This is a genomic window from Tabrizicola piscis, assembly GCF_003940805.1.
GTDB classification, from domain to species: domain Bacteria; phylum Pseudomonadota; class Alphaproteobacteria; order Rhodobacterales; family Rhodobacteraceae; genus Tabrizicola; species Tabrizicola piscis.
This window is the reverse complement of the sequence record NZ_CP034328.1, coordinates 2,506,275-2,531,614: the sequence shown is the minus strand read 5'-3', so window position 1 is coordinate 2,531,614 and position 25,340 is coordinate 2,506,275. Positions and strand designations below refer to the sequence as shown.

Here is a 25,340-nt window from a genome sequence, read left to right as displayed (position 1 = left end):
AGACTGACTAACGGTCGAGGGCCTTTACCAAGGCATCGAAAACGACCCTCGCCCGCGCGAGGCGCTTTTGGTCTTCATGCATCACGACCCAGGCGTCAAAGGTTGGAGCAAGGTCTTCCAGAATCCGCACCAATCCGGACTTCTGACCGATGGCGATCTGGCAGATACCCACCCCGATGCCGCTCCGGATTGCCGCGAGTTGGGCGAGATCGTCATCTGATCGGAACACGGTACGCGTTGGGGGCTTCAGGCCTAGCTGCCGCAGCCCTGCAGCAATGGTGTCAAGCCGGTCTTGACTGATCATCAGGCCCGTTGCGCTCAGGGCCGCAAAATCCATGCCACGGACGCGCTCTGCCAGTTGCGGGGCGGCAAAGAAGCCCAGCCGCATCGGGGAAACCTTTCGGGCGACGAGAGCTGCTTGCTCGGGACGCGCCAGTCGGACTGCGATATCCGCATCGCGCCGCAGAAGATTGGCGATGTCGTTCGTCAAGGCCAGCTCAATCTCAAGCTTTGGCCAAGTGGCCTGAAGCTCTGCCAGGATTGGCGGAAGAATCTCCACGCCGTAGACGTTGCTGCAAGAAATGCGGACCGTGCCTGACACGTCATCTGCCGAACTTGACGCCAGACGGGCAAATGCCAGCGCCGCTGACTCCATGGCCTCGGCCTCGGCCATTAGGGAGAGATGTCCCTCCAGTGGAACCAAGCCGGCGGCAGAGCGGGTAAAGAGTGTCGTTCCGACCAACGCTTCCAAGGCTTCAATCTGGCGCCGCACGGTCGGTTGCGACAAGCCAAGGCTGCGGGCTGCGGCGGATAGGCTGCTTGTCCGGCAAACTGCCAGATAGGCCGCGAAGAGTTCCCAGTTGGAAGACCGAATGTTCATCAAATCTTTCTATGCTTGTAGTCACGGTTAGACAATCGTGTTGGGGCTGCCCGTGATGTAGCTTCAGGGCATCGAGTTGACGCGTCTGAAAGGAGCACCCCATGTCCACGTTGTCCGCATCCCCAGCATCATCCGGTGTCGTCCGCGACGCACCCAACCTGATCCTGCGCGCTGAGGGTCTGGCATTGCTGGCCGCAGCGACGGTGGCCTATGCGCAGACCGGGTCAGGATGGGGACTGTACGCGCTTCTCTTCCTTGCGCCTGATGCCTTCATGCTGGGTTATCTCCACAGCACGCGTGTTGGAGCTTGGATGTACAACCTTGGGCACACCACGATCGTGCCGTTCGCGCTGATCGGGATGGGTCTGGCATTCGTTGCGCCATTTGCCGTTGCGGTTGGCCTCATCTGGATGGCGCACATCGGCTTTGACCGGGCCGTCGGATATGGCCTGAAATACACCGACGATTTCAAACACACCCATCTCGGCACCGCATTTTCAGGAAAGGGCTGAAGCGGTGCTCAGCAAGACCGTCAGCCGAAGCGGACCCTGATCCCGTCGCGCCATGTCACAGGGTTAGGCACAGTTCCTTGACGCTCTCGCGCAGCCAGGCATTCGCTGGGTCTTTTCGTGCTGACGGAGACCACAGCATATGCATTGTCCAGGGCATCAACCCAAGAAAGTCCAAGCTGAAAAGTGAAAGCCCCGCACCAAAGCGTGCTGCAGCGCGTTTGGGGACAGCGGCAACCAAGTCCGTCGCTCGAAGGATTTCAGGCAGTGCCATCAGATGTGGAAGCGCCACGCGCACCCGCCGCTCCAATCCGATTGCGGCCAGTGCATCATCAACCGCACCGCGGCCGTCCCGCCCCAAGGTGAAGAGCGCATGGTCGAGGCATGCAAAACTTGCGGCGTCCAACTGGGCGGCAAGCGCTGGATGTTCCGACCGGGCAACACCGACGAAGCTCTCACCGAAAAGTACGGTGGCGACAGACCGATCAGGCGGATCCGCGAATGACCCGATGGCTATGTCAAGGACACCACCGTCGATCAGGCCCCCCACCATCGCCTTGTCATAGGCCTGCAGCCGCAGATCGATGCCCGGCGCCTGTAGGGCCAGACGGGCAATCAGGCGGGGGGCAATGACGGCACTGGCGTAGTCGGTGACCCCTACGGTGAATGAAGTGCGCGCGACTTCGGGGACGAACTGTCGCTCGGCTTCCAGAAGGCCTCGCATCGCAGCAAGGGTCGAGTGAATTCCGGGTGCCAGACGTCGTGCCATCGGAGTCGGCTGCATCGAGCCGCCAGCGTAGGTGAAAAGATCGTCGCCGAATGCGCGACGCAGGCGCGACAGGGCGGCACTGGTCGCAGGCTGACTTAGGCCCAGATGCCTTGCTGCGCCGGACACGCTGCGCGCCAGATCCAAGGCTTCGAAGGTCAGAAGAAGGTTAAGGTCGAAGCTCACGTTATTCACCATATGGATTTATGGAATTTGTTCCAGTGAATAGAAGTTTCGGAACAGCAACCCAAGTTTAACTTCGATGCAACCAATGAGAATGGAAATGCCATGACCCTCCCACTTGCCATCATTGCCGGCGTTGGCCCCGGCGTTGGCGCTGCCGTCGCCCTCCGCTTCGCCGGTCAAGGCTACCGCGTGGCGATGATTGCGCGCGATTCTGTGCGTCTGACCGCAATTGCTGCGCCGATGATTGCAGGGGGTGCAACGGTCACGACCCACCCGGCCGACCTGTCCGACCATGGGGCCGTGCGAAGCGTGATTGCCACCATCCTTGCCGAACACGGCCGCCCGTCGGTGTTGATCTGGAACGCCGCGCTTTGGGATGAGACAGCCGCCCTCGATATCAAAGTTGATGAGTTCGACCGTCAGCTTCGCCTCGGTCTCACCGGCGCAGTGACAGCAATACAAGCAGCCGCCCCAGCAATGGCGGCAGGCGACGGAGGGACCATCTTGCTGACTGGTGGCGGGCTGGCGCTTGCGCCCCAATACGGCGCAGCGGTGCCAGTTCTGACCGCAGTCAAGTCCGCCCTTCGCGGATTTGTGTACGCAAGCGCGCCCAGTTTTGCAGCACGCAATCTACGGCTTGGCACAGTTACGATCGCCGGACAGGTTGCCTCAGGCACAGCTTTCGATCCCGAGGCCATTTCCGATGCGTATTGGACCATGCACACTCGTGCCGACGCCGTGGTCGAGCATGTGTTTGATGGCCGCTGACCGAAAACCGCCGGATCGGATCATGGCCACCCCAGCGCCTGACTAGGGGGTGTTCATGATCCCTGATGGCCACCAGTCTTCATCGAACCGTCAGTCTGCGACTGGCGACGCGATCGAAAGAATCCGCGCAGGATCGGTTCCGCCTTCCAGAAGATTGCCAGTGGTCAGGATGACCAACTCGCCTTCTTTACCGAACGGCAGAACAGACGTGCATCCGTCGCAGCCCGTGGCAACAAGGGTCGACACGGCACCACTGCTATCAACGCCGATCAGCGACGCGCCATGGGATGTCGCCGCAATTGTGCCGTCAAGCAAGAACGCAAAATCGTCAACGGGACCGGTCTGAGCAAACACTTCAAGCGATCCCTCCGGCCTAGCGCCACGAAGAGCCACACGGAACAGCGCGCCCCGCGAAGAGTTTGAGACATAGAGCCAGCCGTCATGCACCTTCAGCCCGTTTGCGCCCGGACGTTGGTCTGCTGCGGCAGGGTCAGGCGAAAGCAATGGATCGGCAAGCCATTCGGTCACCGTACCGCTGGCAATATCAAGTTGCCAGATCCGGCCCGCCAATGAATCCGCGGCAAGGATCAGACCGGGCGCAACCTCGACAAGCCCATTCAGGAACAAGGCTTCCGGCGCAGGGATGCTGTTGGTCAGGGTGCCATCAGGCGCAAGGATGACGAAGGCGTTGGTTGAAGTGAAGGCAGGGCCGGTCGTGAAGGCTTGGCCATGCACTGACAGCACGATCAAGTCGTTGCGGACCACGATGCCTACAGGATGCACATCAAGGTTGGCCAGTGGAACCGGGGGTGTTGTTCCGTCCCAAGACAAGACGGTTCGATCCAGATAGCTGGTGACCAGAAGCGTATCGTTCGGGCCTTCCGCAAGGTTTTCAAGGAATGTTCCAGACGGAAAGCTGGCCAAGGTGCGCAGAGTGTCAGCTTGTGCTGCTGGCACTGCGATCGACAGCGCAAAAGTGAATGCGAGGCGAAGGCTCATGTTGGGGCCTTTCTGATATGGCTGGTGGGCACGCGGGCTATTTGGCCCGGGTGAAACGTTGTTCGACAAACAGATACTCTTCCCCTGCAGGATAGCGGACGAAGATGCGCTGCACATTGGTGTCCGCGTCCTCGATCACGAAGTCAAAACGCAGGTCGCGCTTGCGGCCGGTCGGCTCGGTTCCCATGCCCGCCTCGGTGCTTTCGCCGAACAGGGACAGCACATCAGACGTTGCGTCGCTTCGGCTAAGATAAACCATCTGCCCGGGCTCAAAGCTGTCAACGGTGACAAGTTCATACCTGCCGTCAAGCCGGTTGAAGCCAAGCGTCGCCTCGCGCATCGGGGTGCCGTCGCCGCCGAACAGCACTTCGCGCAGGTACCGTCCGCCAAGGATCAATTCACGGTTGGCCGTCATGCCGGAAAGCTCGAAAGGCTCTACGCCCGGTCCGGACCAGACGCGCATCGCAACGGTCCACTCGCCAACCAGCGGGTCCATCCAGGCGTGTTCGGGACCAGGAGCGGCCAAGCGATCCGAGGCAGTTTCAGCCAGGGCGGGCGCGGCCAGAAGCAGAAGGGCGATGACAATGTTCTTCATTCGCATAGAGCGTCCTTTTACCGGGAAACATGTCACCCAGCGCTGGGTAAACCACGGCAGGTTGGCTGCACTTGCAGCGGATTACTTGGCAGATCTTGCGATATAGTGTTCCACCGCGATTGCTCGCGACCAAATGAGGCAGCGCGCAAGCTGAGCTTCACAGTCCTTCGCGACACGGAGCTGCCTGTTTGGCGGGTGTTGTTTGAATCCGGATTCCGGTAGCAGCATGTGGCAAATCTTGCGGTGGTGTTGCCGCCGCTCTGAAATCCGTTTGACTGCACGGCAAGCGTGACAGACCCTGTTTTCGGCCTGGAGCTATCTCGCTCCGCCCGAACCGGCGTTTCGCGATGCTTCAGACAAGTCGGCAATATCACAGCATGGTGGCCTTCTACCGCGCGGCCTATGCCGACACGCTGGTGGATGTAAGCGGGTCCGTTTCCCCTGTCGTGACGTGTATCCACGCCCGCCATGGTGCAGGGGACTACTCGGTTGCCGAAGTGCCAGATATCGTCATCGCGCGGGGCCTTTCGCGCGAGATTTGCGCCACGCTGGATCTGGGCGCAGGACAATTCCGCACGGTCCTGTCGCGCAATGCGATGGTGATCACCCCACCAGATACCAGGACGAAGGTGCTCCTCGACCATCCAAACGAAGTTGAGTTTCTTGCCATCCCCTATGCTGCACTGCGCTCGCTTTGCCAGGATCACGCGCTACCGCAGGATGGAGACTTTGGCGCAGCCCATCGTATGCGGGTTGAGTGTCCTCGTCTAAGAAGTGCCGTTCTGCATACCGCGCGTGAAGTTCGGGCAGGTAACCCAAATGGACCGCTGTATGTGGAAGAGGCGCTCCTGCAGATTGCGGCGCTCCTGCTGGCAGGCTCCCAGCGGCGTCTGAGTCTGCCTACCGGAGGGCTGGCAGCCTGGCAGTTGGCGCGGGTGACAGACCATTTGCAGGACCGAGTGGCAGCCCCGGTATCTCTGTCAGAACTGGCCGGTCTGGCGGGCCTATCCGTGTTTCACTTTGCTCGCGCCTTCAAAGAGTCAATGGGTATCGCGCCACACCAGTGCCATGTCTCCATGCGGATGGAGCGTGCGCGCCTGCTCTTGTCGCGCTCCGGCGAACCAATCACTGAAATAGCGCTGACGCTTGGCTACGACAGTTCGCAAAGTTTCTCTCGGGCCTTTCGCATCGCGCACGGCACTTCGCCGAGCCTCTATCGAGCCGCAACACGCGGTCAACAAGTGACGTGACACTGGTTTATCAGACGACCTGCTGCCTGTGCGATCATTCCATCGCAATGGATACTGTATCCGAAGTCTGCATCAAGCTCGCTCTTGCAACAAAAGACTCCGTTTTATCGCGCTTGCTCGCCCGAGACTGATCCTGACTGTCTGCTTTGGTCCGAGCACTTTCAAAGCCGACTCAAGCTCGTCTGACCGAACGCCGCGCCGCCGCATGACCGCGACGAGCCCGGTCATCGTCTGGGCGTCATGTTTTCGCTTTTCTAGCGTCGCTAGGCCCGCCAGGCGCAAAAGTCGGGCGATGGAGGTTTTATGTTGACCAGTGCGGGTAACCGCTAAGTCCTTGCGCGGCAGGACAACCAAGGCAACCCGTGAAACACTATTTCTTGCGGCAGACCTGATTGCTTGACCCCCCGGCGGAATAGGTTTGCCTGCTGGCCCGACCATCCCCGCACGTGTCGTGCCCTTAGCCCAAGAGATCCTGCCGAATGCGATCGAAGATCGCGACACCTTTCGGAATGAGCGCGTCTGGGAAATCATAGTCGGGATTGTGCAGGCTAGCGCTCGCCTCGCCCGCTCCGAGGAGAAACATCGCTGACATGGAATGCTGGCCGAAGATGCCAAAATCTTCAGACGCACGCATGGGGAGCCCGGCGGCCGAGCGGGCAATGCCCAAGTCATCCACGGCTCGACTGATTGTTTGGGCAGCCTCCGGGTGGTTGGCACAGGCTGCGAAGCGATCATGGTGCGTGAATGTCACCTGAAGGCCATGCTCCACGGCCAGGCCCGCGGCGAGGTCCATGACCTCGGCCCTCAGAGTTCCCATGTCGGAGTCGAACAGAGTGCGCAGTGTCAGCCACACCTCTCCCTCACCTGGCGTGATACCGAAGGCGGGTTCTCCCATGCTGGCATGGCAAACGCTGACGAGGCGGAAGCCAGGACCGACGTCCCCGCCCTTACCGGCGGCCAAGGCGGCAGGTATCAGTGACACAATCGCCAGAGCCGGAGAAACCCCATTTTCAGGCATTGATGCGTGCGAAGTCTTTCCTTGGAATACCACTCTCAGGCCCTCTGACGCGCAGTTGGCGGGACCAGGTGCGGTGACCACTTGGCCCAGTGGTATTCCAGGCATGTTGTGCAGGGCAAAGGACCAGTCGGGCTTGAAGCCTCCAAAGCGCGGATCAGCCAAAACGGCAGCCGCGCCCGATCCGTCTTCCTCAGCCGGCTGGAACATCAGTACAACGCGGCCTCGAAGTGAAGGTCGTCTGACAACAAGACGCGCCAATCCCAGAAGAATTGTTGTGTGCCCGTCATGACCACAGAGGTGAGCCTCGCCTGGAACGGTTGATCGATGTTCGGCATCGGAAACCTCATTGATTGGAAGAGCATCAAGCTCGGAACGGAACATGACCGTTGGCCCAGGTTCGGCCATGTCCCAGACCGCTGCGACACCGTGACCACCTACGTTCGTGACGAGGTGGTCGGGTTGCAGCTTCGCAAGTTCAGCCGCGACGTAGGCAGCCGTCCCTACCTCTTCGCCTGATACTTCTGGGTAACGATGGAGATGGTGGCGAGATCCGATTAGTTCGACAAAGTCGCTGTTGGTCAGCATCCGTTAAACTCCTCGATCAGCGGACGCGTACTGCTTCTGCTTCACTTCGCACTATTGTTTGTTTCAGCGCTGAGCCTCGCGATGACATCAGCCACTCGCAGTGCATTGGCGGCAATCGTCAGGCTTGGGTTTACCCCCATGGAGCTGGGCATAAAGGACGCGTCTGTCACGTAAAGGTTTTCAAGATCATGCGCCTTGCAGCTAGCGTCCAACACGGATGTCGCTGGATCGACGCCGAAACGAAGCGTTCCTGAAGGATGGCCGTAGTTTATGGCAGCTCCGAAATTCAACAGAACGGTGCGATACCGACCAAGCCTGCTGCGTAACAATTTGCGCAACAGCGACCGTCGCTTCTTCAATTCTTCAGAAACGGTGTATTCGATCACGGCGACATCGGGGTTATCCGGATGCGTGGAGACGCGATTTTCAAACATCCCGATATCCTCAATTAACGCAACAAATACTGACGCTTTGCCAAACAACCTTTCCCCCACCAAGGCGCCCAACGTGGCGAACTTGCCGACGCCTTTGACGCGAGAGAACCGTGTGCGTGAAATGTATTCCTTCAAATAGGCAGCAATCATTCCAGCGCCGGCAGCGACACCCATTGCCTGCACAAGGCCAAGCCTCTTTCCATCGTGGGAGTAAAGATCACGAAAGGACACAGCCCGTGTCGGTCCAGCAGTCGGGTTGCGCAGTTTCGGCCAGAATGCAACCAACTCGCTCAGGTGGAACATCAACCCGTGCCCGACCCAACCGCTCGAATTCGCGCATCCGGCCGGATTCGTCCGTGCAGATGCGAGCAGGAGTCGAGGAGAATGGAGCGCTCCTGCCGCCAGAACAAACGTATCCGCCGTAAGCTCGAAGTTCAGCCCATCGGTGCGGACCCGCACTTTCGAAATCCGCTCTGACGATTCAACTAGTTCCTCGACCGAACAGTTTGCCAGAAGAAAAGCATTGCCGGTTTCCAGGGCGGGTTCTACCCCGGCAGAGCGACCGTCCATTTTGCATTTTCTCGGGCATTTGTGACCAAGGCAGACCGCGCACCCTGGAAGTCGAACCAGGCCTTCAGGCGAGCGATAGGGATGAAGGCCCTTCTGGCGAAGGTCTTCGAACAGAAGGGCCTCAGACCGGTTCAGCTCTGGTGCCGCCAGTTTGGGCCCCGGCCGGTCGGAGAGTGGGTTCGCCTCTCCTCGCACGGAAAGGATCTCTTCGGCCTGTAGCAGATACGGCAGGAAGTCATCGTATCCTATCGGCCAACCTCCGGTCGGGTGTTCCATGTCTTCGGTAGTCTCAAGATCGTGGCGTTCGGGCGCTTCCAATGCCGCCGCATAAAACACCGATGTGCCACCAACGCCGCTGCCCAGAGGCCCGAAGAAGTGCGCAGGTGCGCCACCGTTGAACCTGCTGACGATCTTTGTAGGCCAGAGCCCCCGAGCAAGGCGTTCAGCCGGATCCTCGATGTCAGTCATAGAATTCTGTTCAGCGCGGCGGCCAACTGGCCCTTTTTCGACAAACAGTACGGAAAGTCCGTGCTCGGCAAGCCGCCTCCCGGCCAAGCCGCCGCCTATGCCTGTCCCGATTACAATCACATCCCAGGATCGGCCCACAGCAGCTTCTGCCGAAATGCTTCTTGAGGACAACAGGTGGTCATCACTCTCGTCGCACATGCAGCTGGACCTCTCGAGGAACTGTCACTGAGCAGAGTTAACTACCATTCTCGCGCAAGTCACTGGCACAACTCCCGGCGTCAGCAGGTTTGTTCGTTCGCACCGCCCATTCAAGCGAAATTTTGCGGGTGATCAGCAGGTCGCCGACACTGGGGGCGCGGTAATCTTCCTGCAGCATCATGGCCCAGTAGTTCACGCCGACCTGTTGGCTATGGAGCGATCGAACCTAGGCCCCGGTTATGCTGTCGGTATTTGGCGCCCTTCGTGTGACAGAGGTGGCGCCCACGACGAGCAACCGGCACCGGTAGCCGCTGCCCATCTTCGACACCCGCCTCAACCAAAGCCGCCCTTGGTGCAAGCTCGGAGCCGGAAGTCGAGGCACCCCATCCTGGCCTGGCCGGGATCTATGCCGGCAAGGTGTCCAACCTGGCGGAAGCGCTGAACGACGTCGCTACTCGGACCGAGGATGCCGATCTCCTCCGTTGCTTGATCGAGAAGGTGGTCCTGCATCCTGACCCGGACGCGCCTCATGGTCACCGGATCGAACTTTTCGGGGAGCTCGCGGGGATTTTGTCATTGTGCAACGGGGGCTTGGCCACAAATGCCAAAGCCCGCACGATTGGTGCGGGCTTTCGGCAAGTGACGATGGTTGCGGGGACAGGATTCCTTGAAGCGCCTACGCTCATTCTGACGGCATAGTGGAGCGAAGCATAGTTGATCGGCCGCTTTCGGCCCATAGCCGACACTCGTGCTCAACAATGGGATGCCGGGTTAAAGCGAGCAGTCACCCTTTCCGCTCCTAAGGTGAACCTGTCGCGGAATGAGACTTCGAAGAGCGCCAATCGATCCCGCGTCTGCTTGACGTCCAAGGGACGACCGGGCGTCTAGACCGATGTCACTCATGGGGCCGCCTCTTTCAAAAACTCGGCACGGATATCGTGGTGGTGTCCGATGCGCCAGTTGGTCAGGAAGTCGCGCAATTCCGGGTCAATCTCCTTTGGGACGACGATCCGCAAGTCGACAAGCTGATCGCCGACACCTTTGCCAACCGCCTTCGCAAGCCCTCGCCCGCGCAAGCGCAGCAGGCGGCCCGAACTGGTGCCGGAAAGGATTGTTAGGCTGACCGGGCCGGTAATGGTTGGGGTGCTTACCTTGCCGCCCAGGATGGCTTCGTCGATGGTAATGGGAAGCGTGACCAGAATGTCGTCTCCCTCGCGTCGAAACACCGGATGCGGAAGGATCGTCAAGGCGATCAGCGCATCGCCCGGCGGGCCACCGCCAGTTCCGGGGCTGCCCTTGCCGCGCAGGCGGAGGATCTGGCCATCCCTGGCCGCTGCCGGAATCCTGATCGCAATGTCGGTGCCTTCGCCAAGGGTAAGACGTATCTCCGATCCGCGGGCTGCGTCCAGAAAAGGGACCTCCAGCGCAAAGCGCAGATCGCTACCGCGCGAGGGATAAGATTGGTCCGAAAACCCCGCCCCGCGTCCTCGCTGGCGCAGGACTTCGGCGAAGATATCCGACGGATCAAACCCTTCACCAAAGGACGAGCCGAAGCCACCGGCTTGCCGCTGGGCAGTGCCGGACCCTTCCGCGAAGGGACCGGTATACTGCCGGGTCGGACGTTCCACGCCATCGGCATCAATTTCACCCGCGTCGAACCGGGCGCGGGTCGTTGGGTCCTTGAGGAGGTCATGGGCGGCACTCATCGTCTTGAACCGTGCTTCGGCGTTTGCATCATCCGGGTGCAAGTCGGGATGGTGCTTGCGCGCTAGCTTGCGGTAGGCCTGCTTGATCTTGGCAGCCGTCGCCGATCTGGCCACGCCCAGCACTTCGTAGGGATCGGTGGGCATTCGTCGGACCTCCGTCGTGTTCGGCGCCCGCGTCCGGATGTCCGAAGGTCAAGCTCGGTCCGGAGGTCGCATGCAGGCAGTTGCCCGTCACTGATGCAGATCAACATCCAGGCGACGGAACAGATTTATGATGCCGGAAAGCACGGCGCCGAGCGTCGGAAAGCCCGAACTCGTGATGCGCTGCAATCGGATGAGGTCATGACTGAAGCGAACATCGGGCCGACCACGGCGGAAGTGACCAGCCCCGCTGCCGCGCCCCCACTGCCAAGCAATGCCAACGCGCTGATGGTTCCCGCAGTGGTGAAGGTGGTGCCAAAGTCGGAGCCGCCGGAGCCAAAGCCCAAGCGCCGGTTGTGGCTGTGGGCCTTGGCCGGTGTGGTGGCGATTATGGTCGGCGTTCTCGGCTATTTCCAGCCTTGGGTCGCCGCGGTGACCGAAGTGACCGTAGAGACGGCGGCCCTGGGCCCGGTCAGCCGCGTGCTGGCGGTGAACGGCCGCATCGCGGGCGAGCGCTCGGTCGATGTACGGCCGCAAGTCAGTGGCACGTTGGTCTCTGTGCCGGTGGCCGAAGGCGATGCGGTGCAGCTGGGTGAGGTTGTTGCACAGATCGACCCCGCCACCCAGCAGGCCGCCGTGCGTCAGGCGATGGCGGGGCTTGATGCGGCCCAGGTGGCCGAGGCGGATGCGCAGGCGGAACATGCCCGCAACAAGGCGCTTGGGTCCAACGTCGCGCGGGTGGTCCTGGAAAGCTCGGCACGGGCGGTGCAATCTTCGGCGCAAGAGGTGGCGCGGACGACAGCCCTGCTTGATCAGGCGCAGATCCAGCTGAGGAACTACACGATCCATGCTCCGCTCTCGGGCAATGTGTTGGTGCTGACGGCCGAGCCCGGCCAGCTCGTCGATCCGGCGAACGAGCTGATGACGATTGCCGACCTGGAGCATCTGGTGGTCGAGACGGATGTCGACGAATCCTATGCCACGCAGGTCAAGGTCGGCCAACCTGCCGCACTGCAGTTGTCGGGCGAGACAGCCGTGCTGGACGGCCATGTCAGCTTCGTCTCGCAGAAGGTGGACGAGGCGACGGGCGGGCTGGAGGTCAAGCTGACCGCAGATGCCCCCCTCCAGGCCCCGATCGGCCTGACCGTGACCGCGAATATCACGGTCGATGAGCGTGCGGCGGCAATCACTGTCCCCCGCGCGGCCATCGTCCGGGATGCAAACGGCACCGGTGTTTTGCTCCTGGACGAGGGCAAGGCCGTGCGACGCGACGTGATGCTGATAGACTGGCCCGCCGCCCGGTTGATCGTGACGGACGGGCTGGTAGCGGGCGATGTCGTGATCGGCGATGCAACCGGCATTGCCGATGGCAAAGCCGTGAAGGTCAAACCCTGATGCTCTACGCGCTGAAGATCGCCACCCGCTACCTGACCGCCTCGAAGGCGCAGACGGCGCTCTTGGTCTTCGGAGTCGCAATAGGCGTCTTCATCTTCATCTTCATGTCAGCGCTGATCGGCGGGCTGGCCGAGTTCATCATGTCCCGCACGGCCGGCGACATGGCCCATATCACCATCCAGGCCGAAGCCGTGGACCCGGCGCTTTTGGGCCCCGCAGCGCCGGGCACTGTCCTTCTGGTGCAGGAGCCGTCCACCAAGGCGACCGCGATCCTGAAGGACACTGCCGCCTTCATCCCGCTGATCGAAGGCCTGCCGGGGGTGAAGGGCACCTCGCAGCAGATCAACGGATCGGGGTTCCTCACGCGTGGCGGGCAGGTCACGCAAGTCTCGATCAACGGGCTGGAGCCGGGACACGAGTCGGTCATCGCCAACCTTGCCAGCTACGTCACCAAGGGGTCGGCGACTCTTGGGGCGGGTGGCGTTCTTCTGGGCAAGACGCTGGCCAAAGATATGGACCTGACGCTGGGCCAGACCGTGCGGCTGCAAAGCTCGTCGGGGGTCGTGGCGGTGCTAAGGATCACCGGGATCTACGAGATGGGATCGGGCGGGCCGGACCGCAGACAGGCCTATGTCAGCCTTGCGACCGCGCGGACGCTGTTCAAGCTGCCGCAAGGGGTGACGCGGGTCGAGATCAAGCTGGACGACCTTTACGCCGCCGACGCGCTAGCCCCACAGATCAAAGCGCTGACCGGGCTCGATGCGAAATCCTGGACCGAACAGGCCGCGCAGCTGCTTGATGCGCTGAAGGCGCAGGCGCAGACGGGCTACATCCTCAAGGCCTTCGCGCTTTTGACCATCATCATCGGCGTCGCCTCGGCGTTGCTTCTGTCCACCTACCGTCGTAGGCCCGAGATCGGGATCATGCGGGCAATGGGCGCGGGGCGCTGGTTCGTGATGGTGGTCTTCGTTGCCCAAGGGGCGCTGATAGGGCTGATGGGAGGCCTTTTTGGCGCGGCGGCGGGATATGGCGTGCTGTTGGCCTTCCCGTCACGCGACAGCTTCGGGCCGGGGCAAAGCGGTCTGCCCATCGACATCACCCAAGGCGCCTATGGGTTGGCGATCTGGCTGACGACACTGGGGGCGATCCTAGCCTCGATCCTGCCCGCGCGGGCGGCGGCGCGGCTGGACCCGGTCACGGCCATCGGCCAATGACCGCCCTTCTGGACGTGCGCAATCTGGTCAAGACCTTCGGATCCGGTGAGGCCGAGACGCGCGTCTTGCGCGGGCTGAACCTGGCGATGCAGACGGGAGAACTGGCGGCCCTTCTCGGCCCCTCGGGGTCGGGGAAAAGCACACTTCTCACCATCCTTGGTACGCTGATGCACCCGACCTCGGGCAGCCATTCGATGCTGGGCGTCGACCTGACCGCCGCTAGCGACCGCGCGCTGACCGAGTTCCGCAACCTGCACATTGGGTTCGTGTTCCAGTTCCACAACCTTCTTCCCGACTTTACCGCGTTAGAAAACGTGTGCTTTCCCACCGCTGTCCGCGAGGGGCGCGAGACAACGACGGCGCGGCTCCGCGGGCAGGAGCTTCTGGTGCGCATGGGCTTGGCCGAGCGCATCCACTTTCCCACCGCCAACCTCTCGGGCGGGCAGAAACAACGCGTCGCCGTCGCCCGCGCGCTGATGAACAGCCCCGAGCTGGTGCTGGCCGATGAGCCGACCGGCAACCTTGACCGGGCTTCGGCCCTGCAAGTCATGGACCTGATCGGCGAGATCAACCGCGAGGAAGGGACGACTTTCCTGATTTCGACCCACGACGAAAAGATCGCCGCGCAGTGCCGGCGGCAGATCGTGGTCGGGGATGGACTGGTGACGGGGTAGGCGCTAGTAGAACGCGTAGGTGAACTGCGTGACCGTGCCGTGGAAGTACGACCGTTCCCCATTGGCGGTTAGATACAGAACCTCGCCCGTCATCGGGATCAACATGCCATACTGCGACTGGTAGTCCGACATCCGGCACTCCCAAGGCAGCATGACCGACACGCCATCAACCGTGGCGGCGCGGGCGTCGGCGTGGATGCTGGCAACGAGGTCGTCCGCGCCAAACCGGAAAAGCAGCGACAGGGTCAGCGGGCCGTCGGTCATCCTGGCCTGGGCAGAGGTGTCATCAACCGGCGTCCAGGTCACGCCCTGGCTGGGCAGAAGGGCGGTCGGATACCAGACGCCCTCGGCAAACCAGCGCATAAGTTCGGCTTTGGCAAAGTCCCCGGCGCCCTCCAAGGTGCCGACCGGGAAAAGGCCCAGAAGGGCCGGATGCAACCGCCCCCGCCCGCCGATATAGGAATCCGTCACCCGGATCGGCAGGCCGGGGGCGATCGTGATCCGGGCATCCCAGACGAAACCGGGGCGGTTGATCGTAACATCCTGGTCCGAGGTGAAGGGCTTCCATGACTCTGCCGTGAGGGTCATGTTGAAGCGCCCTCGCATCGACAGTCTGGCCGAGCGGATGATCGGTTGGCCATCGATCAGCGCGCGCTCGAAATACCGGCGCACTGGGTCGGGCAGGTCAGCGAGTTCGGCTGCGTCGAAGGTTTTCGCCCGGCCGCTGACTTCGCTCGCCTCAAGCCGGGCGACAAGTTGGCGGCTGGTCTGTGACCATCGCCAGCCGCCAAAGCTTGCCAGACCTGCATAGGCGGCGACCAGCACCAACGCCCCGGCAACCCATTTGATCGGGTCCATGTGGCCCTCTCAGATCCGGCCAAGCAGCATCAGGACCAGGACGATGATCAGGATCGCCCCGATCAGCCCTACGCCGCCGTGGCCGTAGCCATAGCCGTAGCCGCCGAACCGGCCGCTGAACCCGCCAAGCAGGAAGATGATGAGGATGATGGCAAGGATGGTTCCAAGGGACATGGGGTTCTCCGGCATTCTGGATTTGGGCCGTTCAGGACGAGCGCCCTGGACGACCGAAGTTCAGCGCTGCGACAGCGCGCCGATCATCAGGCCCGCACCGACCGCCAGGAACAGGGCAAGATACGAGTGGGAGGCAACGGTCGTCTCGATGCTGGCTTCGGCGGTCTTGCCCCGCTGCTCGACCGAGTGGACGGCGTCGCCGATCCCGTCCGAGATGTCCGAGACCATCTGGCGGCCGCGCTTTTCCGCCATCGACGTCACGGAGTGCGTCAGGGTCGCGACATCGCCGCGTAGTACGTCAAATTGCGCGGATAGACCCGCAAAGTCAGTCGAGGCGGTGGGTCCTTGAAACTTTCCATCTTGCAGCATTGCAGTCTCCTCGTTCATTCAGCTGAATTGCTTCAGTCTACGGGACAGCGGATGCGGTTGGGCTGCACTAACCTCGCTCAAGTGGACCGGAATGTTGCCGGAAAAGTTGATCCGCAGAAGCTGGTCACGGCGCGGTCGGCGGTTGCGAGGAAAGGACCAACTGCGAAATCGCAGCCATCACTTCGTCATTGTGGCCAACCCAGGCGTGGCCTCCGGTTTCGAACCCTAGGAAGCGTGCGCCTGCAACCTGCGCGGCCATGTATTCGGCGCTGGCATAAGTGCCGTAGCCATCGTCCCGCGCGCTGACGATCAAGGTGGGGGCAGTGACGCGGCTCAGGTCGACCGGGGTCATCGACTTGCTTGCCGCAGTGTCCGCCTTCAGGCCTGCCACCCTGGCCGACACCGGGAGGATCGCATCCAGCATGACGTTGACCCGCGCCTGCTCGGCTGGATCGGCTGCAGCGACAACTGCGGGCGGGGTGGCGACGACCATCGCGATCATCTGGTCCCGCGCGACGTGCAGGCCCGTCCAGAAGAGGAAATCGGATCCGATCACCCGCATCATTGCGGCCTCGACCCAAGGGGCCATTGGTTCGGCAGAAGGCGCCTGATCAGGGGGCTTGTAGCCAATGGGGACGAGCAGGATCAGCGCCGACACCCGGTCGGGGTGCCGAAGCGCCATCTGCAGTGCCGAGAGCGCCCCCGCCGACCCGCCCATGACGGCGGCCTGGTCGATTTCCAGGGCATCCATCAGGCAGACGAAGGCATCGGCCTGCGCCTCGGCCGATCCATCGGGCGGCATTGGCGTGCGCAGGTAGCCAAAGCGCGACATGGCCACCACGAGGATGCCTTTGGCGACAAGGGGCGCGGCAAAGGCCATGCCCTGGTCAAAGCCGCCGCCGCTGCCATGCACGGCCAGAAGGACCGGCCCTTCACCCACCGATTGATACTCGATCGGGCCGCAAGGGGTGTCGATCAGGGTGCTACCCTGCATGACCCGTGCCATTGCCGTCGCGATGTCCGTCTTGAACTGCCACCAGACCGCCGTGCCGAAGCCGACGAGGATGAATGTCGCCGCAATCAGGACCTTGCGACCTGTGCCAGTCACCAGGTTGCACCTGAACCGACCGGCGTCACGGCTGCACTGCCTCCCGCCGCAGAAGCCAACCGCTGGGCAGCGCAAAGGCTGCAAGCGTGCCGATCCCTAGCATCGTCAGGCCCAAGACGAAGAACCACCCGGCAATCGGCACCAGCCATGCAAGACCCGCGAGAAAGGCCCCAAGGCAAGCCAGCAGGAACTTGCCCGGGATGCCCTCCGGCAACGTGCGCCCGACGCCCAGCCACACCCCGACGCCCAGGACATAGGACCCCAGTGCATAGCCCGCAAAGATCGCTAGAACCGTCAGGATCAGCATAACAGGCAGCAGGATCACCCCCACCAGGGTCAGCATCAGGACGAACCCCGATCCCGCCAGGGCCGAGGTCACTAGAAACCCAGACCAGATCGCGCGGCCCGGATGCGCCAGTGCCAACGTCCGCCAGTTCTGCACCGCCTGCGGGGCAATCGCGATGACCATTGCGGCGATGAGGCCCGAGATCAGCACCCCGATCAGAAAGCCCGTGACGACGCGCCAGACCGGCACCTGCATCGGCATCTCTTTAGACCACTCGCCCTCGGTGTACTGCTTGCGCTGCTCAATCTTGACGCGGGCCGCAGGGGCGACAGTTTCGGGAACCTTTATGCTGGCTGGATCCTCGGCATAGATCGTCAGCGCGCCTGTAACCTTTGCCTCTGGCCCGAAGATGATGCCATCGGCCACGAGCACCGCATCACCTGCGATGACGCCCTGCAGGGCAATGTCCGTGCCTGTGATCAACGCATAGCCGCCAACCGCAGCGACCAAGACCTCGGACCCCGCCGCGCGCAGGTTTCCGGTTACGGGTCCCAGCGAAAGCTCATACCCCGAAACCGAGGCATCGCCGCTGACGGGGGCGGTCACTGTCACGCTGTATCCCACCGCGAAAAGATCCCCCGCCACCGCTGCGTTGACCGAAACCCGTCGCCCGGCCAGATGGGCGGAACCTCCGACGGGCGCGGTCACGGAAACCACGTTCCCCGCCATAAAAAGGTCGGTCACTGACGGACCGTTGAAGCTGACCGCGGCTCCGGCCTCATAGCGGTCTTGCGCGATGGTCAGGCTGGTGGTCTCGGAGTGGGCGGGGAGGGCCAGAAGCCCGCAGACAAGGGTCAGGGCGCGCAGCATTAGGGGTCATCCTTGGCTGAAAGGGGATTGGGCCGCTATTCGCTGGCCACGCCGTCAAAGACTTCGCGTGAGGCCTCGGCGTCGGCCTTGGTCACCTCGACCAGCTTGTCGACGTGGTTCGGCGGGCCGTAGATCGTATAGAGGCGCAAGCGCTTGTCGCCGGTGTTGAGGACGTTGTGCTTCGCCCCGGCTGGAACAATCAGCGCATCGCCGCCCTTGATCTTGTGGCGAACGCCGTCGATCACGACCTCGCCATGGCCCTTTTCGATGCGGAAGAACTGGTCATGTGTGGCGTGGGTCTCCGTCCCGATGTCCTGACCGGGGGTCAGCGACATCAGCACGAGCTGCAGGTTATGACCGGTGTAAAGCACCTTGCGAAAATCGGTGTTCTCTTCGGTCAGCGTTTCGATGTCGGCGAGATAGCCCTTCATGGAGCGGTCCTTTCAGGTGAGGGTGGGGTCAATTGTTGCGGCAGCCGCGCACTTTAAGGTCGCGGCAGAAGTATCCGGCCGCACCGCCGACGACGGCCCCGGTCAAGGGGTGGCCTCCCGTGGCTCCGGCAATGACGGCGCCGCCTGCGGCCCCGGCAAGGCCACGTTCCGTGTCACTAGCAAGGCAACCTGACAGGCCAAGCGCGAAAGTTGAGAACAAGATGAAGTTTCTAAACGGCATGGAATGCTCACTTCTGAAGCGGGTTACGCTCGCCAAGTTAAGCGGTGCGGCGCGTGACCGGCACGGGGCAGCCTCTGGCGGTTCTTTGTCAGGCTGCGCTTCTGTCGAGCGGTCCGCGCTGCCCCAGATCAGTGGACCGCGATTTTTCCGGACGTGATCGCCGGGGCCGCCTTGTTGCGTTGCACCGCCCAGCGCCAGATCGGCTTCATCACTTCCAGCGCGAGAAGAACCGTCAGGCCTGCCAGTGGCGGCACCGCCAGATGCGCCGGACCAAGGGCCGCAAAGCCGAAAAGGTCGCGCGCGGTGGGCCAGAACAGGGTCACGGCCAGCAATGCCCCCACGATGGGCAGCACCACGGCCAGGGCCCGGTTTGGGCGGGTGACGGCCCTAAGTATCGACGACGAGCGCGACCGGTCCACCAGGATCAGCGCCACGATGGCGAAGACGAGGGCGGCAAAGGTCATCCCGCGCACCTGATCCGTAGTCATCCCATAGCCCGGGGCCAGGGCAAAGATCGTCGCTTTCACTGCCAGAACAAGCGCGCCTTGCACGAGGCTCCACAGGATCGTCGGGCCGGAAAACAGTGGCTCGCCCGGCGGACGCGGTTTGCGGGTCATCACGTCGTCTTCCTCCGTCTCCGCCTCGAAGACGAGAGAGCAGACCGGGTCGATCACCATTTCCAGAAAGGCGATGTGCATCGGGCCGAAGAGGATCGGCATCCCGAACAGAAGCGGCATCAGCGCCATCCCGGCGATGGGGACGTGAACGGCAAGGATGAAGCTCATCGCCTTGCGCAGATTGTCGTAGATCCGGCGGCCCAGGCGGACAGTCGTGACGATGGAGCCGAAGTCATCATCCAGAAGTACGATCGACGCCGCCTCGCGCGCGACATCGGTCCCGCGCCCGCCCATGGCAATGCCGATGTTCGCGGCTTTCAGCGACGGCGCGTCGTTCACACCATCGCCGGTCATCGCCACCACGGCTCCGGAAGTCTTCAGCGCGGTCACGATGCGCAGCTTCTGTTCCGGCATGACGCGGGCGAAGATCGTGACATCGCGGACCGCAGTCGCCAGGTCAACGTCCGTTATGGCGGCAAGCTCTGGCCCGGAAATGACGCGATCCCCGTGCAACCCCGCCTCGGCCGCAATGGCCTGCGCGGTGGTGGGATAGTCGCCGGTGATCATGATCACCCTAATCCCCGCACTGCGGCACTGGGCCACGGCATCGGGCACCGAGGCGCGCAGAGGGTCGGCGAGGCCCACAAGCCCCAGAAACCGAAAGCAGAAATCGCGATGGTCCTTGGGCAAGGTGCCCTGCTGCGAAGCCTCGGCCACGCCCAGGACGCGCAAGCCCGCGCCCGCCATCTGATCGACCTCGACCGTCATCCGTGCGCGCGCCGCCTTGTCCAGGCGGCACAGCACCGCCAACGCCTCGGGCGCGCCCTTGGCGGCGATCTGCCAGCCCTCTCCCGCCCCCCAGACCTGCGACATCGCCAGAAGCTCGGGCGAGACGGGATAGCTGCGGACCAGTTGCCGCCCAGTTCCGGGCAGCGTCTCGTCTTCGCGCAAGTCGGCCTTGGACAGGGCGTGGAATGCCTTCTCCATCGGATCAAAGGGCTCGGGCGCCGAGGCCATCACCCCCGCCGCCGCCAGCTCACGGAACGCCTCGGGGAGCATTTGTCCAACCTTGGCCGCCGTCCCGTCGGGCAGGCGCAGTTCGGCAATCGTCATGCGATTTTCGGTCAGCGTGCCGGTCTTGTCGGTGCATAGGACCGAGGCCGCGCCCAGCGTTTCAATCGCCGAGGCCCGCCGCGTCAGCACCCGGACCTTGGAAATCCGCCAGGCCCCCATCGCCATGAAGACGGCCAGCACCATCGGAAACTCCTCGGGCAGCATCGACATGCCGACTGCGATCCCGGCAAGCACCCCGTCCAGCCACCCGCCCCGCAACAAGCCGTAAAGCGCCACCACTGCCACACTGACCGCCGCCCCCACGGCTGCAAAGACGATCACCAACTTGCGCATCTGGCGTTGCAGGTGCGGCGTCTCGGTATCAAGCTTCCCCAGCGAGGTGCCGATCTTGCCGATCTCGCTGGCTTTGCCGGTAGCGGTCACGCAGGCGACCCCGGTGCCCCGCACGATCAAGCTGCCGGAATAGACCATCGGCTGATCCTCGCCCCCCGGTCGCGCCTCTGTCGCCGCCCCTGCCAGTTTGCGTACCGGTACCGCCTCGCCGGTCAGAAGGGATTCGTCCGCCGACAGGTCCTGGGCGTCGATCAGGGCCGCATCGGCTGGCACCCGGTCGCCCTCGGCCAGCACGATCACGTCGCCCCGTACCAACTCACGCCCCGCAATCCGCTGACGCTGACCGTCGCGGATGACCAACGCACGCGGGCTGGTCAGGTCGCGCAATGCCTCCAGGACCCGCTCGGTCCGGGCCTCTTGCACGACGGTGATCCCGACCGATAGGCAGGCGAAGGCGAGAAGGATCAGCGCTTCCTCCCTGCTGCCCAAAAGCAGATAGACGACGCCCCCCGCCAGTAGCAGCGCCAGCATGGGTTCCTGCAGCACATCGAAGATGATCCGCAGCGGCGACCGGCGTTTGCCTTTGGGCAATTCGTTCGGCCCCTCGGCCGTAAGCCGGGTAGTGGCTTCGGCCTGGCTCAGACCAGTGGTAAGGGATGGGTTAGAATGTTTCATGGGCGCTTTCGGATATCAGGCGCGGTGTCGCCTGTCCGTAATGGTCGCATGACCCAGGCCAACCCTGCGTTGACCTGCATCAGTGGCTGGGGCTCGGCGGCGGGTCAGCGCCCCGACCAGCCGATGAACCAAGGCCAGGTCGCTAACCTGCATCAACGCCACCCGAGGCGGTCCGGCCTAAAATCGCGCCAGCAAGCCCGACCACAGGACCAAGCCCATGCCGCTAACCGAAAAACCCGGGTTCCGTTTCCCATCCGCCTTCACCATCCTCTTCGGCCTGATCATCCTTGTGGCCGCGCTGACCTGGATCATCCCCGCCGGGCAATATGCCCGCGTGCCATCCGAGGCCCTGGGCAAGGATGTGCCCGTCGCTGGCAGCTATGCCGCAACGGACGCTAACCCGCAGGGTATCTTCGACGTCCTCCTCGCCCCCATCGCCGGGTTCTATGATCCCGTGGCCTATACCGCGAATGCCATCGACGTCTCGTTGTTCGTCCTGATCATCGGCGGCTTTATCGGTGTGGTCACCGCAACCGGTGCCATCGACGCCGGGATCAAACGCGCGATGGTAAAGGCCAAGGGGCGCGAGGTCTGGATGATCCCGTTCCTGATGGCGCTTTTCGCCCTAGGCGGCACTACCTATGGCATGGCTGAAGAAACCCTGGCCTTCTACCTGATCCTGACGCCGGTGATGATCGCCGCAGGCTATGACGCGCTGGTGGCAGTCGCCGTAATTATGCTGGGCGCGGGGATCGGGGTGCTCGGCTCAACCATCAACGCCTTCTCCACCGTCATCGCCTCGGACGCCGCGGGGGTGACCTTTGCCGAGGGGCTGTGGCTGCGTATCGCCATTCTGGTGGTCTGCTGGGCGGTCACCGTCGCCTTCGTCATGCGCTATGCCGCGCGGGTTAAGGCCGATCCGTCGAAATCGCTGGTCTTCGACCGCAAGGCCACCAACGAGGCGCATTTTCTGAATGACACCACCACCGATGTGACCTTTACCGGGCTGCAACAGCTGGTGCTGGTCCTCTTCGCCCTCACCTTCGCGGTGATGATCTGGGGAGTCTCCACCGGCGGCTGGTGGATGGCCGAGATGAGCGCCCTCTTCCTTGCCGCAGCCATCGTCATTGGCATCGTCGCCCGGCTGGGCGAAGGCAAGCTGGTCGAGGCCTTCGTGAACGGCGCGCGGGACCTCCTGGGCGTCGCCCTCATCATCGGGCTGGCGCGTGGCATCGTCGTGGTGATGGACGCAGGGCACATCACCGACACCATCCTGCACTCCGCCGAAGTCAGCGTGGCGGGCCTGCCCAAGACCGCCTTCATCTTGGTGATCTACTGGATCGAGGTGGGAATGTCGTTCTTCGTCCCCTCCACCTCGGGCCTTGCGGTCTTGTCGATGCCCATCCTCGCCCCCGTCGCCGATTTCGCCGGGGTGAAGCGCGAGCTGGTCGTCACCGCCTTTGCCACCGCCAGCGGGATGGTCAACCTTGTTACCCCTACTTCGGCGGTAGTGATGGGTGGCCTCGCCATCGGTCGGGTGCCCTACGAGCGTTGGCTGCGCTTTGTCTGGCCGCTTCTTGTCATCCTCACCCTCATCCTCATGGCCGCCCTCGCGCTGGCCGTCTACGTGGAGGCCACGCCATGACTCTGACCTATGGCGTCCATTCCGAGGCCGGCACCCTGCGCCGCGTCCTGGTCCACCGCCCGGGGTCGGAAATGGCGCGGCTGACGCCCGCAAATGCCAAGAGCCTCCTTTTCGACGATGTCCTCTGGGTGAAACAGGCCCGGATCGACCACATGGCCTTTGTCGACATCCTGCGCGAGCGCGGCGTCGAGGTCGTCCTTCTGCGCGAAATGCTGGAGGAGGTTTTGGCGCTCCCGGAGGCCCGAAAGTGGCTGCTGGAGGCACGGATCAACGACAACTCCGTTGGCGTCGGCCTCTCCGCCGACCTCCTCGCCTGCCTGACCGAGATGCCCGCCAAACCCCTGTCCCACATCCTGATCGGGGGCATGAGCCGCGCCGAACTGCCGATCCCCGAGGCGGGTGTCGTGGTTCCGATGCTGAGGCCCGAGGATTTCCTGCTGCCGCCGATGCCGAACACGATCTTCACCCGTGACTCTTCAGCTTGGATCTACGGCGGCGTCACGCTGAACCCGATGTTCTGAGCCGCCCGCAAGCTAGAGACGCTGAACCTGACCGCTATCTACCGCTTTCACCCCGACTTCGCCGATGCGGGCTTCCCGATCTGGTTCGGCGATCCGTTGGTTGATCACGGGATGGCCACGCTGGAGGGTGGAGATGTCATGCCCATCGGCCATGGCACTGTCCTGATCGGCATGGGCGAACGCACGACGCCACAGGCGGTGGGCCAAGTCGCGCGGGCACTGTTCGCCGGGGGCGGAGCGGAGCGGGTCATCGCTTGCCAGTTCCCCCGCGCGCGGTCGTCGATGCACCTCGACACCGTCTTCACCTTCTGCGACCGCGATCTGGTGACGGTCTTCGCCGAGGTGACGGACGCGATCCAGACCTACTCCCTGCGCCCCGGCGACAAGGGCGGGGTGACAGTGACAGCCGAGACCGCGCCTTTTCTGGGGGTCGTCGCCGGGGCGCTTGGCCTGAAAAAACTCCGCACCGTGCCCACGGGCGGCGATGCCTACGAATCCCAGCGCGAACAGTGGGATGACGCCAACAACCTTCTGTGCGTCTCTCCTGGCGTCGTCGTGGGTTATGAGAGGAACACCCATTCCAACACCCTTCTGCGCAAGGCGGGGGTCGAGGTCATCACCATCTCGGGCGCGGAGCTGGGGCGCGGGCGTGGCGGGTCGCATTGCATGACCTGTCCCTTGATCCGGGACGCGCTGGAATGAACCGCCGCACGCTTTTGACGGCTGTGGGGACTGCGGTCGTCCTTGGGGCGGCGGGCTACTGGCGGCAGGCCCGGGAGGCCGATCTTTATGTTACGACCGCCGCTGGTGCCCGCGTGCCGCTGAACCTTGCTGCGACCGGACCCGAGCGTCTGGCCGAACTCGTGCGGATGGCCGCACTCGCGCCGAACAGTCACAACACCCAAGCGTGGCGCTTCACCGCAGTGCCGGGTGGCGTGCACATCGCCGTCGACCCCGCGCGGCGGACGCCGGTGGTGGATCCCGACGATCACCACCTGTTTGTCAGCCTTGGGGCGGCGGTGGAGACGCTGATCATCGCCGCTACCGCCTATGGCACCACGGCCCGCCCGGAAATCGCCGCCGATGGCACGGTGACACTGATATTTGCTGAGGGCGTTGCCGCCTCCCCACTCCTGCCCGCAATAAGGATCCGCCAATCCCATCGCGGGCTTTACGACGGCAGCGCACTGACCGAGGCCGACCGCGTGGCCCTAAAGGCCGACCCCACCCTGCGCCTGATCGAGGATGCCCCGACCCGCACTGCGCTTCGCGACCTGACTGTCGCGGCTTACGGCGCTCAGATGGCCGATACTGCCTACCGGGCCGAGCTGAAATCATGGCTGCGGTTTTCGCAAGGCGCCGCGCTGGAAAGCCGTGACGGCCTCTTTTCCGGCTGCAGCGGCAGCCCCGCCCTGCCGCAGATGCTGGGCGAAAGCCTCTTCGGGGTGCTTGTCACTGCCAAGGGTCAAAGCGAGGCGCTGGCCGCGCAGATCGACAGCACGCCCGCGCTGGCCTTTCTGGTCAGCGACCCGGACACACCTGCGGGCCGCATCGACACCGGCCGTCGTCTGGCAAGGATTTGCCTTGCGGCGACGGCTCAGGGGCTGGCGATGGCCCACATCAACCCCGCCATTGAAAGCCCGGACAGCCGGGCCGAGGTGGCGCGCATCTGCGGCGTCACCTCGGGCCGCCCGTCGATCCTTCTCCGCCTCGGGCGGACGCTGGACCTCATGCCCTATTCCTTGCGCCGCCCGTCCGCGCAAACCCTATTGACCTAAAGGT

The 25,340-nt window shown here is 63.2% G+C and carries 23 protein-coding genes and 1 pseudogene; 9 read left to right on the top strand and 15 right to left on the bottom strand.

From position 1 onward, the window contains the following. Positions 1 to 7: 7 nt before the first annotated feature. Complete coding sequence (locus EI545_RS12375; protein ID WP_216842442.1) at positions 8 to 880, bottom strand: LysR family transcriptional regulator; 873 nt, start codon at positions 878 to 880, stop codon at positions 8 to 10. A 101-nt stretch (positions 881 to 981) separates the two neighbouring features. Here EI545_RS12375 and EI545_RS12370 point away from each other — a divergent pair, with 101 nt between their 5' ends. Further along, positions 982 to 1,392, top strand: a complete 411-nt coding sequence (locus tag EI545_RS12370) for a DUF4260 domain-containing protein (RefSeq protein WP_125325754.1) — start codon at positions 982 to 984, stop codon at positions 1,390 to 1,392. 55 nt (positions 1,393 to 1,447) lie between these two features. Here EI545_RS12370 and EI545_RS12365 read toward each other — a convergent pair whose 3' ends face one another. Then, on the bottom strand, positions 1,448 to 2,341 hold the full coding sequence (locus EI545_RS12365) for a LysR family transcriptional regulator (protein ID WP_164517289.1): 894 nt from the start codon (positions 2,339 to 2,341) through the stop codon (positions 1,448 to 1,450). A 102-nt stretch (positions 2,342 to 2,443) separates the two neighbouring features. On the opposite strand from EI545_RS12365, the gene EI545_RS12360 reads away from it, so the two are divergent. Next, positions 2,444 to 3,109, top strand: coding sequence for an SDR family NAD(P)-dependent oxidoreductase (locus tag EI545_RS12360; protein ID WP_125325752.1), 666 nt, complete (start codon positions 2,444 to 2,446; stop codon positions 3,107 to 3,109). 90 nt (positions 3,110 to 3,199) lie between these two features. On the opposite strand, the gene EI545_RS12355 is transcribed toward EI545_RS12360, so the two are convergent. After that, positions 3,200 to 4,108, bottom strand: a complete 909-nt coding sequence (locus EI545_RS12355) for an SMP-30/gluconolactonase/LRE family protein (RefSeq protein ID WP_125325751.1) — start codon at positions 4,106 to 4,108, stop codon at positions 3,200 to 3,202. A gap of 37 nt (positions 4,109 to 4,145) precedes the next feature. Next, positions 4,146 to 4,703 (bottom strand): DUF1579 family protein, encoded by a 558-nt coding sequence (locus EI545_RS12350; protein WP_164517288.1) that lies wholly within the window; start codon positions 4,701 to 4,703, stop codon positions 4,146 to 4,148. A 377-nt stretch (positions 4,704 to 5,080) separates the two neighbouring features. On the opposite strand from EI545_RS12350, the gene EI545_RS12345 reads away from it, so the two are divergent. Then, on the top strand, positions 5,081 to 5,953 hold the full coding sequence (locus EI545_RS12345) for a helix-turn-helix transcriptional regulator (protein ID WP_164517287.1): 873 nt from the start codon (positions 5,081 to 5,083) through the stop codon (positions 5,951 to 5,953). Positions 5,954 to 6,410: 457 nt separating this feature from the next. On the opposite strand, the gene EI545_RS12340 is transcribed toward EI545_RS12345, so the two are convergent. From EI545_RS12340 to EI545_RS12330, 3 genes are all read right to left on the bottom strand, one after another. Further along, positions 6,411 to 7,556, bottom strand: a complete 1,146-nt coding sequence (locus EI545_RS12340; RefSeq protein ID WP_125325748.1) for an amidohydrolase — start codon at positions 7,554 to 7,556, stop codon at positions 6,411 to 6,413. A gap of 41 nt (positions 7,557 to 7,597) precedes the next feature. Beyond that, positions 7,598 to 9,226 (bottom strand): GMC oxidoreductase, encoded by a 1,629-nt coding sequence (locus EI545_RS12335; protein ID WP_125325747.1) that lies wholly within the window; start codon positions 9,224 to 9,226, stop codon positions 7,598 to 7,600. 899 nt (positions 9,227 to 10,125) lie between these two features. Next, positions 10,126 to 11,076 carry a DnaJ C-terminal domain-containing protein gene (locus EI545_RS12330; RefSeq protein WP_125325746.1) on the bottom strand — a complete coding sequence of 317 codons (951 nt, stop codon included), beginning with the start codon at positions 11,074 to 11,076 and terminating at the stop codon, positions 10,126 to 10,128. Between the two features lie 93 nt (positions 11,077 to 11,169). Here EI545_RS12330 and EI545_RS12325 point away from each other — a divergent pair, with 93 nt between their 5' ends. Genes EI545_RS12325 through EI545_RS12315 form a run of 3 tightly spaced genes read left to right on the top strand, consistent with a single transcriptional unit; the run spans position 11,170 to position 14,356 of the window. Then, positions 11,170 to 12,468 (top strand): efflux RND transporter periplasmic adaptor subunit, encoded by a 1,299-nt coding sequence (locus EI545_RS12325; protein WP_125325745.1) that lies wholly within the window; start codon positions 11,170 to 11,172, stop codon positions 12,466 to 12,468. Next, on the top strand, positions 12,468 to 13,682 hold the full coding sequence (locus EI545_RS12320) for an ABC transporter permease (RefSeq protein WP_125325744.1): 1,215 nt from the start codon (positions 12,468 to 12,470) through the stop codon (positions 13,680 to 13,682). Before EI545_RS12325 ends, EI545_RS12320 begins: the two co-directional genes overlap by 1 nt. After that, the gene (locus EI545_RS12315) at positions 13,679 to 14,356 is read left to right on the top strand and encodes an ABC transporter ATP-binding protein (RefSeq protein ID WP_125325743.1); all 678 of its coding nucleotides are present in this window, start codon (positions 13,679 to 13,681) and stop codon (positions 14,354 to 14,356) included. Before EI545_RS12320 ends, EI545_RS12315 begins: the two co-directional genes overlap by 4 nt. A gap of 3 nt (positions 14,357 to 14,359) precedes the next feature. Here EI545_RS12315 and EI545_RS12310 read toward each other — a convergent pair whose 3' ends face one another. The 8 genes from EI545_RS12310 to EI545_RS12275 form a co-directional block, all read right to left on the bottom strand. Further along, positions 14,360 to 15,214 carry a DUF6920 family protein gene (locus tag EI545_RS12310; RefSeq protein ID WP_125325742.1) on the bottom strand — a complete coding sequence of 285 codons (855 nt, stop codon included), beginning with the start codon at positions 15,212 to 15,214 and terminating at the stop codon, positions 14,360 to 14,362. Positions 15,215 to 15,223: 9 nt separating this feature from the next. Further along, complete coding sequence (locus EI545_RS12305; RefSeq protein ID WP_125325741.1) at positions 15,224 to 15,388, bottom strand: DUF3309 family protein; 165 nt, start codon at positions 15,386 to 15,388, stop codon at positions 15,224 to 15,226. Positions 15,389 to 15,448: 60 nt separating this feature from the next. Beyond that, a complete protein-coding gene (locus tag EI545_RS12300) occupies positions 15,449 to 15,757 on the bottom strand; it encodes a hypothetical protein (protein ID WP_125325740.1) in 309 nt (102 codons plus the stop codon). A gap of 124 nt (positions 15,758 to 15,881) precedes the next feature. Continuing rightward, on the bottom strand, positions 15,882 to 16,865 hold the full coding sequence (locus EI545_RS12295; RefSeq protein ID WP_125325739.1) for an alpha/beta fold hydrolase: 984 nt from the start codon (positions 16,863 to 16,865) through the stop codon (positions 15,882 to 15,884). 25 nt (positions 16,866 to 16,890) lie between these two features. Beyond that, on the bottom strand, positions 16,891 to 18,021 hold the full coding sequence (locus EI545_RS12290; RefSeq protein ID WP_125325738.1) for a DUF8173 domain-containing protein: 1,131 nt from the start codon (positions 18,019 to 18,021) through the stop codon (positions 16,891 to 16,893). Positions 18,022 to 18,056: 35 nt separating this feature from the next. After that, positions 18,057 to 18,452, bottom strand: coding sequence for a cupin domain-containing protein (locus tag EI545_RS12285; RefSeq protein ID WP_125325737.1), 396 nt, complete (start codon positions 18,450 to 18,452; stop codon positions 18,057 to 18,059). A gap of 28 nt (positions 18,453 to 18,480) precedes the next feature. Beyond that, positions 18,481 to 18,693 (bottom strand): hypothetical protein, encoded by a 213-nt coding sequence (locus EI545_RS12280; RefSeq protein ID WP_125325736.1) that lies wholly within the window; start codon positions 18,691 to 18,693, stop codon positions 18,481 to 18,483. Between the two features lie 128 nt (positions 18,694 to 18,821). Further along, positions 18,822 to 21,392: a cation-translocating P-type ATPase gene (locus EI545_RS12275; protein WP_125325735.1), complete on the bottom strand. Its 2,571-nt coding sequence runs from the start codon at positions 21,390 to 21,392 to the stop codon at positions 18,822 to 18,824. Between the two features lie 217 nt (positions 21,393 to 21,609). Between EI545_RS12275 and EI545_RS12270 the strand changes: the two genes are divergently transcribed. From EI545_RS12270 to EI545_RS12260, 3 genes and pseudogenes are all read left to right on the top strand, one after another. Continuing rightward, positions 21,610 to 23,037, top strand: coding sequence for a YfcC family protein (locus EI545_RS12270; protein WP_125325734.1), 1,428 nt, complete (start codon positions 21,610 to 21,612; stop codon positions 23,035 to 23,037). Further along, positions 23,034 to 24,260 (top strand): annotated as a pseudogene (locus tag EI545_RS12265) (arginine deiminase). The gene EI545_RS12270 and the pseudogene EI545_RS12265 overlap by 4 nt, the downstream one beginning before the upstream one ends. Then, the gene (locus EI545_RS12260; RefSeq protein ID WP_125325733.1) at positions 24,257 to 25,336 is read left to right on the top strand and encodes an Acg family FMN-binding oxidoreductase; all 1,080 of its coding nucleotides are present in this window, start codon (positions 24,257 to 24,259) and stop codon (positions 25,334 to 25,336) included. The pseudogene EI545_RS12265 and the gene EI545_RS12260 overlap by 4 nt, the downstream one beginning before the upstream one ends. Positions 25,337 to 25,340: the final 4 nt, after the last annotated feature.

What these genes read in the sequence shown, in the direction of transcription:
- EI545_RS12355 (WP_125325751.1), bottom strand. Translation starts at nt 4,108, where the DNA reads ATGAGCCTTCGCCTCGCATTCACTTTTGCGCTGTCGATCGCAGTGCCA.
- EI545_RS12320 (WP_125325744.1), top strand. Translation starts at nt 12,468, where the DNA reads ATGCTCTACGCGCTGAAGATCGCCACCCGCTACCTGACCGCCTCGAAG.
- EI545_RS12345 (WP_164517287.1), top strand. Translation starts at nt 5,081, where the DNA reads ATGGTGGCCTTCTACCGCGCGGCCTATGCCGACACGCTGGTGGATGTA.
- EI545_RS12285 (WP_125325737.1), bottom strand. Translation starts at nt 18,452, where the DNA reads ATGAAGGGCTATCTCGCCGACATCGAAACGCTGACCGAAGAGAACACC.
- EI545_RS12280 (WP_125325736.1), bottom strand. Translation starts at nt 18,693, where the DNA reads ATGCCGTTTAGAAACTTCATCTTGTTCTCAACTTTCGCGCTTGGCCTG.
- EI545_RS12275 (WP_125325735.1), bottom strand. Translation starts at nt 21,392, where the DNA reads ATGAAACATTCTAACCCATCCCTTACCACTGGTCTGAGCCAGGCCGAA.
- EI545_RS12300 (WP_125325740.1), bottom strand. Translation starts at nt 15,757, where the DNA reads ATGCTGCAAGATGGAAAGTTTCAAGGACCCACCGCCTCGACTGACTTT.
- EI545_RS12315 (WP_125325743.1), top strand. Translation starts at nt 13,679, where the DNA reads ATGACCGCCCTTCTGGACGTGCGCAATCTGGTCAAGACCTTCGGATCC.
- EI545_RS12305 (WP_125325741.1), bottom strand. Translation starts at nt 15,388, where the DNA reads ATGTCCCTTGGAACCATCCTTGCCATCATCCTCATCATCTTCCTGCTT.
- EI545_RS12370 (WP_125325754.1), top strand. Translation starts at nt 982, where the DNA reads ATGTCCACGTTGTCCGCATCCCCAGCATCATCCGGTGTCGTCCGCGAC.
- EI545_RS12340 (WP_125325748.1), bottom strand. Translation starts at nt 7,556, where the DNA reads ATGCTGACCAACAGCGACTTTGTCGAACTAATCGGATCTCGCCACCAT.
- EI545_RS12375 (WP_216842442.1), bottom strand. Translation starts at nt 880, where the DNA reads ATGAACATTCGGTCTTCCAACTGGGAACTCTTCGCGGCCTATCTGGCA.
- EI545_RS12270 (WP_125325734.1), top strand. Translation starts at nt 21,610, where the DNA reads ATGCCGCTAACCGAAAAACCCGGGTTCCGTTTCCCATCCGCCTTCACC.
- EI545_RS12350 (WP_164517288.1), bottom strand. Translation starts at nt 4,703, where the DNA reads ATGAAGAACATTGTCATCGCCCTTCTGCTTCTGGCCGCGCCCGCCCTG.
- EI545_RS12335 (WP_125325747.1), bottom strand. Translation starts at nt 9,226, where the DNA reads ATGTGCGACGAGAGTGATGACCACCTGTTGTCCTCAAGAAGCATTTCG.
- EI545_RS12360 (WP_125325752.1), top strand. Translation starts at nt 2,444, where the DNA reads ATGACCCTCCCACTTGCCATCATTGCCGGCGTTGGCCCCGGCGTTGGC.
- EI545_RS12325 (WP_125325745.1), top strand. Translation starts at nt 11,170, where the DNA reads ATGCAGATCAACATCCAGGCGACGGAACAGATTTATGATGCCGGAAAG.
- EI545_RS12290 (WP_125325738.1), bottom strand. Translation starts at nt 18,021, where the DNA reads ATGCTGCGCGCCCTGACCCTTGTCTGCGGGCTTCTGGCCCTCCCCGCC.
- EI545_RS12330 (WP_125325746.1), bottom strand. Translation starts at nt 11,076, where the DNA reads ATGCCCACCGATCCCTACGAAGTGCTGGGCGTGGCCAGATCGGCGACG.
- EI545_RS12260 (WP_125325733.1), top strand. Translation starts at nt 24,257, where the DNA reads ATGAACCGCCGCACGCTTTTGACGGCTGTGGGGACTGCGGTCGTCCTT.
- EI545_RS12310 (WP_125325742.1), bottom strand. Translation starts at nt 15,214, where the DNA reads ATGGACCCGATCAAATGGGTTGCCGGGGCGTTGGTGCTGGTCGCCGCC.